The organism is Mycobacterium sp. TH-M25 (genome assembly GCF_057473665.1).
Window position 1 is genome coordinate 1 of the sequence record NZ_JBYCLA010000223.1, and the last position, 7,304, is coordinate 7,304.

Sequence of the window (7,304 nt, forward strand, 5' to 3'; positions counted from 1 at the left end):
AATGCGATCTTGATGTCGCCGCGGTTGGTGTGCAGGGTGGCGGTGGCGGTCTGAATCGGGCTAGTCACGAGAGCACAGTCTGCCATCACCGTTCGCCGCGCCGGACATCCGGTGCCGGTAGCCTCTTAACGTAATGCCAAGGCGGTCATGCGAAAGGGCGAGGAATGCGTGCTGAGACCCACATCCGACTGACCCCCCGGGAGCGGCTGAGCCGCGGTCTGCACTACACGGCGGTCGGGCCCGTCGACCTGACTCGCGGTCTCGTCGGCCTCGGCGCCCACTCGGCCCAGGCCGGGGCGTCGAGCGTGCGCCGCAGATACCGCGAGGGCCGGCTGGCCGTTGACATCAAGCACGCCCAGGACGCTTTGTTCCAGGAGCTGGCCGCCGCGCAGGACGTCGTCACCGGGCTTCCCGAGGCGCTGGCGCAGGCCCGTCGTTCGCAGCGCCGTAAGCCGAGGCGGTGGGTACTGGCCGGCGCCGCCGCGGGCGTGCTCGCCGTCGGCGCGGTGGTGGTCTCGGTCGTCCGCCGCTCACAGCAGCCGGAGCCGTCGGCGTTGCCGCCCAGCGTCGACGTCGACCACCGCCCCTGACCTTGGGCTGGCACCGCTACCAGGGCCGGGCGCTGGCGGACGCCGCCCTGACGGGCGAAGCGCGCGACACTGAACTCGAGGCCTTCATCCGGCTCGACCGCTCGGACCTGTGCGACGTGCGGTTGGAAGGCGCGACGGAAACGGATGCCCTGGACGGCGCTCGGCGGTGGTATGCGGTGACGTATCTCGCCGACGACGGTTGTGGAGCCTAGGAGATTCGAACTCCTGACATCTGCCTTGCAAAGGCAGCGCTCTACCAACTGAGCTAAGGCCCCTGATGCTAACCAGCGGGGTGCCGGCCATCGGGCTGGTCGGCGGCCACATGCCAGACCTCGACGCTCTGCTGAGACCGGATGACAACCGCCAGCACCGCGATCGCTGCCAGCGGCAACACCAGTCGTACGAAACGTCTTGGCGAACACATGGTTGTGGGCCTAGGAGGACTCGAACCTCCGACCTCTTCGTTATCAGCGAAGCGCTCTAACCGCCTGAGCTATAGGCCCGCACAGGGACGAGCGACGAGATTACCGCACCCGGGCGTCTACGCCCAAAACGCTAGTCGCGGTCGGCCAGCGTCACCTCGACGCCGCCGATCAAGTCGGTCGTCAGGTTGTAAATAAATGCGCCGATCGTCGCCGCGGCGGTGAGCAGAACAATGTTGACCAAACCGATCAACACCGCGCCGCCGAAGATCGTGCCGGCGGACACCAACTCGGCGCTGCCGCTGGTGTTGTTCAGCAGATCGCCGACGTTGCTGTTGAGCTTGCTCCAGACGCCCATGCCGCCGAGTACGAGATACAGCAGCGCCACGGCGATCATCCAGACAAAGAACAAGGCCACCGATAGCACCAGCGACACCTTCAAGGTGCTCCACGGATCGACCCGGCGGATCTGCATGCTGGCGCGCACCGGACCGGCCGTCCGCGACGACACCTGGATGCGACCCTCCGACCGGACCGGCGCAGTCACGCCGTGGTCCTGGTCGGGCGCCGGTTTCCGTTGTCCCGCACGGGGAGTCGGCCCCGACAGGTCGGGGAGCTCGCTGGGGTACGCTTCGGTCTCCCGGTTCTGCTCATGCGGGTGAGCCGGGCCGACCTCGGCTGGTGAGCTCTTCGGGGCGCCCGGTGCGCCGGTGCCCGAGATGAAGCGGTTGAGCCGGTCCTCGGCGTTGGGTGACGCCGCGCCGCGCCCGGGCTGACGCTGCTGCCCCTGCGCCGCGGGGGCGGGGGACCGCTTGCGGGGGGTCGCGGCCGTGTTCCCGCCGGCTCCATTCGGGCTGTCGCCCGGAACGGGGTTGCCCGGCTCGTTAGGTGACGTCACACCCACTGCTCCTTACTCGGCGTCCGACTCGCCGTCGGCGGGATCGGACTCTTCGGCGTTGCGCGCAATGGCTAACAGTGTGTCGCCCTCGCCCAGGTTCATCAACCGAACACCCTTGGTCTGCCGCCCCGCCTTACGGACCTGCTTGGCCATTGTCCGAATCACGCCGCCGCCGGAGGTGATCGCGAACACCTCGCTCTGGTCGTCGACCATTAGCGCGCCTACGAGCTTGCCGCGGCGGGTGTCGTACTGGATCGTCAGAATGCCCTTGCCGCCGCGGCCCTGCGCGGTGTACTCCTCGATGGCGGTCCGCTTCGCATACCCCCCGGAGGTGGCGACCAACAGGAACGTTCCCTCGCGGACCACGTTCAGCGACAGCAGATAGTCGTCGGCGTTGAACCGCATGCCCTGCACACCGGAGGTGGCGCGGCCCATTGGCCGCAGCGCCTCGTCGGTCGCCGAAAAGCGGATCGACTGCCCGTTGGCCGACACCAGCAACAGATCTTCCTCGGCCGAGCAGAGCACGGCCCCGACCAGTTCGTCGCCGTCGCGCAGATTCACTGCGACGATCCCGCCGGAGCGGTTCGAGTCGAAGTCGGTCAATTTGGTCTTCTTGACCAGGCCGTTGTGGGTGGCCAACACCAGGTAGGGCGCATCCTCGTAGCTCTTGATCTGGATGACCTGGGCGATCCGCTCCTCGGCCTGGAAAGCCAGCAGGTTCGCGACGTGCTGACCCCGCGCGGTCCGCAATGCCTCCGGCAGGTCGTAGGCCTTCGCCCGATAGACCCGGCCCTGGGTGGTGAAGAACAGGATCCAGTCATGCGTCGAGCAGACGAAGAAATGCCGGACGATGTCGTCCTGCTTGAGCCCAGCGCCCTGAACGCCCTTGCCGCCGCGCTTCTGGCTGCGGTACAGGTCGGTCTTGGTGCGCTTGGCATAGCCGGTTTCGGTGATGGTGACCACAACGTCCTCGCGAGCGATCAGATCCTCGTCGGCCACATCACCGTCGGCGGCGATGATCCGGGTGCGGCGGTCGTCGCCGTGCTTGTCGACGATCTCGGAGAGTTCGTCGCGCACGATGGCCCGTTGCCGCTCCGGTTTGGCCAGGATGTCCTCGAGGTCGGCGATCTCGGCCTCGATCTTGGCCAGGTCGTCGATGATGCGCTGGCGTTCGAGAGCAGCCAACCGGCGCAGCTGCATGTCCAGGATGGCCTGGGCCTGGATTTCGTCGATGTCCAGCAGCTCGATCAGGCCGGTGCGGGCGATATCGACGGTCTGCGACGCCCGGATCAACGCGATCACTTCATCAAGTGCGTCAAGGGCTTTCACCAAACCGCGCAAGATGTGTGCGCGTTCGTTGGCCTTGCGCAGCCGGTAGGTGGTGCGACGGATGATCACGTCGAGTTGGTGCTCGACGTAATAGCGGATCATCTGGTCGAGCCGCAGCGTGCGCGGCACCCCGTCGACGATCGAGAGCATGTTGGCGCCGAAGCTGGTCTGTAGCTGGGTGTGCTTGTAGAGGTTGTTCAGCACCACCTTGGCCACCGCGTCGCGCTTGATCTCGACGACGATGCGCAAGCCGACCCGGTCGCTGCTTTGGTCTTCGATGTTGGAGATGCCGGCCAGCCTGCCGTCGCGAACCTGCTCGGCGATCGAGGTGATGATGTTGTCGTGGTTGACCTGATCCGGAAATTGGGTGATCACCAGGCCGGTGCGCCCGCGCGAATCCTCTTCTACCTCAACGACTCCGCGCATCCGGATCGACCCGCGGCCGGTGGTGTAGGCGTCGTGGATGCCTTGGGACCCGACGATCAGACCGTGGGTGGGGAAGTCGGGGCCTTTGACCCGCTCCCGGACCGCGGCCAAGGTGGCCTCTTCGTCAGCCTCGTGGTTCTCCAGGCACCAGTAGACCGCCTCGGCCAACTCGCGCAGGTTGTGCGGCGGGATGTTGGTCGCCATGCCGACCGCGATACCGCCGGAACCGTTGGCGAGCAGGTTCGGGAACCGGCTCGGCAACACGGTCGGCTCTTGCACCCGGCCGTCGTAGTTCGGTATGAAATCGACTGTCTCCTCGTCGATTTCACGCAGCATATCCATCGCCAGCGGAGTCAGCCGCGCCTCGGTGTTGTGGCTGACGAAGCCGTTGGTGATAAAGGCATGGTCGTCGGTGTCGACGCGGAGGCTGTATACCGGCTGCACACCGGCTTCGGTGACGGCGGCAACCCGGGCGTAGTAGAAGCGCCCGTCGGTCAGCTCGCTGGCAATAGCGCGGGCATCGGGATCGCCCCCATGGATATCCAGGAAGCGCGCCAGGCCCGGAACGTCGCCGACTGTGCAACTTATGGGCCCTGCTGCGCGCTTTTCGTGCTCAAAACCTGCACAGTCGACGCGCACGGCGTAGTCGCCGGGCTTGATCTCTTCGATCAGCTTCCACAGCAGAGTCGGTACGCCGCCGACGTCGACCAGACACAGCAGCGGGTGGTTGGCCGTGCCCGTGACCTCGATGCCCTCATCGGTGCGCACGGTGTACACGGGGTGTTCGCCGGAGTGGAACAACCGGTCGGCCCGTACCGGATTGCCGCTTCGGTCGACGACTTTGAGGTCGATCGTATTGTCGCTGTTTGGCCTCGCGCCGGGAACCACGTCGCCGATGCGGACCGCTTGCGACTCTGGCAGCGCAACCAGCGCGTCCCCGGTGACGCAGTACCGCATCGCCGCCGGCGGGTCGTTGCCCGGCGACCCGAAGTTGCCCTGGCCGTCGACCAACGGGTAGCGCAACGACCACGGCTGCGCCATCCGGACCAAGGTGTCGTAGATCGACGAGTCGCCATGCGGGTGATAGTTACCCATGGTCTCGGCGACCGAGCGCGCCGACTTGGCGTGGCCGCGGTCGGGGCGGAAGCCCGAATCGAACATCGCGTAGAGCACCCGGCGGTGCACCGGCTTGAGGCCGTCGCGCACCTCGGGTAACGCGCGTCCGACGATCACGCTCATCGCGTAGTCGATGTAGCTGCGCTGCATTTCCTGCTGGATGTCCACCGGTTCGATGCGGTCGGCCGCTTCGCCGCCGGGGGGCAGCGTGGTGTCTGTCATCTGTTCCTCATCCGAGAGATTTCACTGGGGGAGAGACGTCTGGGACGTCAAACATCCAGAAAGCGAACGTCTTTGGCGTTGCGGGTGATAAAGCTGCGGCGGGCTTCGACGTCTTCACCCATCAGGATGGAGAACAACTCGTCGGCAGCGGCAGCGTCGTCGAGGGTGATCTGGCGCAACACCCGAACCGAGGGGTCCATTGTGGTTTCCCACAGTTCCTTGGCGTCCATCTCCCCGAGGCCCTTGTAGCGTTGAATGCCGTCCTCGGAGTTGATTTTTCGGCCCGCGGCCCGGCCCGTCTCCAACAGCCCGTCGCGCTCACGGTCGGAGTAGGCGAACTACGGTTCGCTGCGCTGCCACTTCAGCTTGTACAGCGGCGGCTGGGCCAGGAACACGTGGCCGTTCTCGATCAGCGGTCGCATGAACCGGAACAACAGCGTCAGCAGCAGCGTCGAGATGTGCTGGCCGTCGACGTCGGCGTCGGCCATCAGCACGATCTTGTGGTAACGCAGTTTGGAAATATCGAACTCGTCGTGAATACCGGTGCCCAGCGCGGTGATGATCGCCTGGACTTCGGTGTTTTTCAGCACCCGGTCGATACGGGCCTTCTCGACGTTGATGATCTTGCCGCGCAGTGGCAGGATCGCCTGGAACATCGAGTCGCGGCCGCTCTTGGCAGAGCCGCCGGCTGAGTCACCCTCAACCACATACAGTTCCGAGCGCCGCGGATCGCTGGACCGGCAGTCGGCGAGCTTGCCTGGCAGACCACCGAGGTCGGTAGCGCTCTTGCGCCGCACCAACTCTCGCGCCTTACGCGCCGCGAGCCGGGCCTGCGCAGACGACACCGCCTTGTTGACGACGATCTTGGCGTCCGACGGGTTGGCGTCGAACCAGTGCTGCAACTCTTCGTTGCAGATCTTCTGGACGAACGACTTGACCTCGGTGTTGCCCAGCTTGGTCTTGGTCTGACCCTCGAACTGCGGCTCACCCACCTTGACCGAGATGACCGCCGCCAGACCCTCCCGGATGTCGTCGCCGGTGAGGTTGGGATCCTTGTCTTTCAACAACTTCTTGTCTTTGGCGTAGCGGTTCACCACCGTGGTCAGCGCGCTGCGGAACCCCTCTTCGTGGGTGCCGCCCTCGTGGGTGTTGATGGTGTTGGCGAAGGTGTGCACCGATTCGGAGTAGCCGCCGTTCCACTGCATCGCGATCTCGACTTCGTGGCCGGGTCCTTTGCCGGAGAAGTCGACGATGCTGGAGTGGATCGGGTTCTTGGTCCGGTTGATGTGTTTGACGAAGTCGACCAAACCACCGGGGTAGTGGAAGGTACGGTGCTTGACCTTGTGCGGCGCAACGGATTCCGCTGACTTCTCTTCCGCGGATTTCGGGGCCTCAGCGGTGTCACTGACAACCTCGTCGACGATCTCGTCCTTGGTCACGCGCTCGTCGCACAGTGTGATGGTCAGTCCCTTATTCAGGAATGCCATCTCCTGGAGGCGACGCGCGACGGTCTCAAAGTCGTAGCTGGTGGTTTCGAAGATGTTCGGGTCGGCCCAGAACCGGATCGTGGTGCCGGTTTCCTTGGTCTTGTCACCCTTTTTCAGCGTGCCCGGAACCGAACTGTCGTAGGTCTGGAACCACTCGAAGCCGTCGGTACGGATGTCGGCCTCCAGGCGAACCGACAACGCGTTCACCACCGAAACGCCGACGCCATGCAGTCCGCCGGAGACCTGGTAGGCACCCTCTTCGAACTTGCCGCCGGCATGCAGAACCGTCATCACGACGTCGACCGTCGGAATGCCGGTCGAGTGCATGGCGACGGGTATACCGCGGCCGTTGTCGGTGACCTCGACACCGCCGTCTTCGAGGATCCGCACGTCCACGTTGGTGGCGAAGCCGGCCATGGCCTCGTCGACCGCGTTGTCGACCACTTCCCAGACAAGATGATGTAGTCCCCGCTCACCGGTCGAGCCGATATACATACCCGGGCGTTTGCGAACGGCCTCCAGACCTTCGAGAACCTTGATCGACTCGGCACCGTACTGTTGTTTGGCAGCCACTAGCGGGACGCTCTCCTTGGGGTTCGCATGCGCGCGATTTCGCGACCGCGCGGGGATCACCGTCAGTCTAGCGGTAACACCGTGTCGAGCCGATTCTGCAAGGGCGTTTCTACACAGCTATCTGGGCCGTATACGGAATTTTTCGATCTGTCCCGCGTCCTGACGCTTGACAAGCGGATTTTCTGCGTTGTGACGGCCCTCAGCCGAACGCCCCGGACCGGTTATCCATAGGTGTCGCGCG

4 protein-coding genes, 2 tRNA genes and 1 pseudogene are annotated in these 7,304 nt (G+C 65.0%); 2 read left to right on the top strand and 5 right to left on the bottom strand.

Going from position 1 to position 7,304, the window contains the following annotated elements:
• Positions 1-164 precede the first annotated feature (164 nt).
• Positions 165-590 (top strand): cell wall synthesis protein CwsA, encoded by a 426-nt coding sequence (cwsA, locus tag AC2VOU_RS07450; protein ID WP_486956798.1) that lies wholly within the window; start codon positions 165-167, stop codon positions 588-590.
• A gap of 2 nt (positions 591-592) precedes the next feature.
• Entirely contained in the window at positions 593-802 is a 210-nt protein-coding gene (locus tag AC2VOU_RS07455) for a hypothetical protein (protein WP_486956799.1), read from the top strand.
• On the opposite strand, the gene AC2VOU_RS07460 is transcribed toward AC2VOU_RS07455, so the two are convergent.
• The 5 genes and pseudogenes from AC2VOU_RS07460 to gyrB form a co-directional block, all read right to left on the bottom strand.
• A tRNA-Ala gene (locus tag AC2VOU_RS07460) sits at positions 793-865 on the bottom strand. The genes AC2VOU_RS07455 and AC2VOU_RS07460 overlap by 10 nt on opposite strands.
• 154 nt (positions 866-1,019) lie before the next feature.
• Positions 1,020-1,093: transfer RNA gene (locus AC2VOU_RS07465), tRNA-Ile, on the bottom strand.
• 52 nt (positions 1,094-1,145) lie between these two features.
• Complete coding sequence (locus AC2VOU_RS07470) at positions 1,146-1,910, bottom strand: DUF3566 domain-containing protein (RefSeq protein WP_486956800.1); 765 nt, start codon at positions 1,908-1,910, stop codon at positions 1,146-1,148.
• A gap of 12 nt (positions 1,911-1,922) precedes the next feature.
• Complete coding sequence (gyrA, locus tag AC2VOU_RS07475) at positions 1,923-5,003, bottom strand: intein-containing DNA gyrase subunit A (RefSeq protein WP_486956801.1); 3,081 nt, start codon at positions 5,001-5,003, stop codon at positions 1,923-1,925.
• Positions 5,004-5,050: 47 nt separating this feature from the next.
• Positions 5,051-7,063: pseudogene (gene gyrB, locus AC2VOU_RS07480) on the bottom strand (DNA topoisomerase (ATP-hydrolyzing) subunit B).
• Between the last annotated feature and the right edge of the window lie 241 nt (positions 7,064-7,304).